The following is a 2,581-nucleotide window of genomic DNA, read 5'->3' as shown; positions in this document are numbered from 1 at the left end:
CGCGCCGACGCCCGACGCCTCCGACGCGCCCGGCACCTCGCCGGACGGGGACCGGCCGCTCGGCGTGCTGATCGGCTACGACGGCTCCGAGCAGGCCGTCCAGGCGCTGCACTACGCCGCCCGCGCCGCGCTGCGCCAGGACCTGCCGCTCACCGTGGTCACCGCCTACACCGTGCCGACCATGGCCTACGCCGAGGCGGCCCTCACCCCGGTCGTCCCGGCCGAGGTCGCGCGGCTGAATGCCGCCCACGAGCTGCTCGACGAGGCGCGGGAGCACCTGCGCGACTACAGCGGAGCCGTCGACCTGCGCGCCGAGTGGGGCGATGCCGCGGGCGTGCTCGTGAAGCTGTCGGCCCAGGCCGCTGTGGCCGTCGTCGGCGCGCGCGGACGCGGCGGCTTCATGGGCCGGCTGCTCGGTTCGGTCTCCGCCGCGCTCCCCGCCCATGCGCACTGCCCCACCGTCGTGGTGCATCGCGGCTACGAGCTCGGCGAGGGCGCGCACCGCTTCGCGCCCCTCGAGGAGGACGCCCCCGTGACCGTGGGCACCGACGGCTCCGCCCGGGCTCGGGCGGCGCTGGACGTGGCCGCGCAGGCGGCGCTGTCACGCGGCACCTCTCTGCGCGTGCTCATGGTGCTCCCGTCCCTGGAGGACTGGGGCGGCTCCTATGCGGCCTGGCGCCCGGACCCCGACGTGGTCCGGACCCATCGCTCACGGGCCGCGGCCCGGCTCGAACGAGGCCTGGAGCAGCGGCGCCGGGAGCACCCCGAGCTCACGATCACCAGCGAGGTCCTGGTCGGCGACCCCGTACGGCTGCTGATCGCGGAGTCGACCGATGCTCAGCTCACCGTCGTCGGCACCCGCGGGCACGGGCGCGTGATGAGCACCCTGCTCGGCTCGGTCTCCCGCGGCCTGCTCCAGCACGCCGAGGGGCCGGTGATGGTGGTGCCGTCCCACGCCACGTAGCGCATCCGGGACGCCGGCCGGTCGCACCGACGAGGGGCATCTCGCGCCGCGCCGCGCGGCCCGACGGGGCAGAATGGCGACATGTCCGCCTCCCGCTCGCCGCTGCGCCTCGTGCGCGGAGGCACCGCCGCCTCGATCGCGACCGCCGTCGCGCTCGGCGGCCACCTCGCGGGCGGCGGGGCGATGCCGGCCTGGCTCGGGATCCTCGTGCCCTGGTGGCTCGCGGTCGCCGTGTGCACGCTGCTGGCGGGCACGCACTTCTCCCTGGCCCGCATGGGCGTCGCGGTGCTGGCCAGCCAGGCGCTGTTCCACGGACTGTTCAGCGCGGGCACGCCCGGTGACCCGGGACGGGCCTTCGTGGACCCGCCGGGCTCCCATCTGGGCCACGGCGCGGGCCACGCAGGGCACGGCGCCGGCGGCGTCGTCGGGCACGGCGCTCACGGCGACGGCGGCGAGGGGGTCGCGTCGGTCGCCGACCATGCCCTGCACGGCAGCCATTCCGATCTGCGGATGCTCCTGCTGCACGTGCTCGCCGCGATGGTGACCGCGGTGCTGCTGCAGCACGGCGAGTCGGTGCTGATGCGCTGTGCGCGCCTGGCGCTGAGCGTCCTCGCGGTGCTCGCACATCCGCCGCTGCTGCTGCTGATCACGCTGCTGGTGCCCGAGCGGCCGGCCCGGCCCCTGCCCGCGGCGCCCCATCTCCTGCATGCCCAGCGTGCCGTCCTCACCCCGCAGCTGCGCCGGGGCCCTCCGGTGGTCCTCGCGGCCTGAGCAGGGACGACGCCCCGCTCAGACCGTCCCCGATCGACCATCACCCGTCCGGCATCCCTGCCGCACGGGTCCGCGCCGACCGCTGCCCGCGCGCCCTGCGCCGCGGAACGTCGGCCCTTCGAGAGGACCTTCGATGTCTCAGCATTCCACGACCCAGCGTTCCTTCCTGCCCTCCCTCGCCCGTCCCACCCGCCGGGCCGCCCTGGCCGCGGCACTGCTCCTGCCGCTCGCGGCCTGCAGCTCCGACGGCTCCGAGACGGGTGGCGCCGCCTCGGACGGCGGCGGCACGAGCACCGAGGGGCTCACCCTCGTCGACCCGTGGGTGAAGGCCGCCGAGGAGGGCATGACCTCCGCCTTCGGCACCCTCACCAATGCGACCGGCCGCGCTCTGCAGCTGATCGCGGCGAGCACCCCGTCGGCGGGGATGGTCGAGCTGCACGAGACCACGGGCGACGGCTCCGGCGGCATGAGCATGCAGGAGAAGGAGGGCGGCTTCCCCGTCCCCGACGGCGGCGAGCTCGTGCTCGAGCCCGGCGGGGACCACCTCATGCTCATGGACCTCGCCGCCCCGCTGCGGCCCGGCGACGAGGTGGAGCTGACGCTGCAGTGCGAGGACGGCACCGAGCTGGTCGTCACCGCCACGGTGAAGGACTTCGCCGGCGCGCAGGAGCACTACGAGCCCGAGGGCTCGGCCGGCTCCGGCGTCTCCGACGACGGCGGCGAGCACGACGGGCACGACGCGGACGCCCACGACACCGACGGACACGGCTATCACGGTGCCGACGAGCACGGAGAGGGCGACGCCGAGGACGGTGCCGAGTGACCGCCCCCGACGACCGCACCCCC

Annotated in this window: 3 protein-coding genes; all 3 read left to right on the top strand. The window is 75.9% G+C overall.

Annotated features, from left to right (window positions below):
• The coding region (locus tag HMPREF3159_RS09880; protein WP_246821596.1) for a universal stress protein at positions 1-964 on the top strand (964 nt) is incomplete at its 5' end.
• Between the two features lie 81 nt (positions 965-1,045).
• Positions 1,046-1,735 (top strand): hypothetical protein, encoded by a 690-nt coding sequence (locus HMPREF3159_RS09875; RefSeq protein WP_070500877.1) that lies wholly within the window; start codon positions 1,046-1,048, stop codon positions 1,733-1,735.
• Between the two features lie 133 nt (positions 1,736-1,868).
• Complete coding sequence (locus HMPREF3159_RS09870; protein ID WP_070500876.1) at positions 1,869-2,558, top strand: copper chaperone PCu(A)C; 690 nt, start codon at positions 1,869-1,871, stop codon at positions 2,556-2,558.
• Positions 2,559-2,581: the final 23 nt, after the last annotated feature.

The sequence above is a fragment of the Brachybacterium sp. HMSC06H03 genome (assembly GCF_001807385.1).
Classification (GTDB): domain Bacteria; phylum Actinomycetota; class Actinomycetes; order Actinomycetales; family Dermabacteraceae; genus Brachybacterium; species Brachybacterium conglomeratum.
The sequence above is the reverse complement of the archived record's forward strand: the minus strand, read 5'-3'. Positions and strand labels throughout refer to the sequence as shown.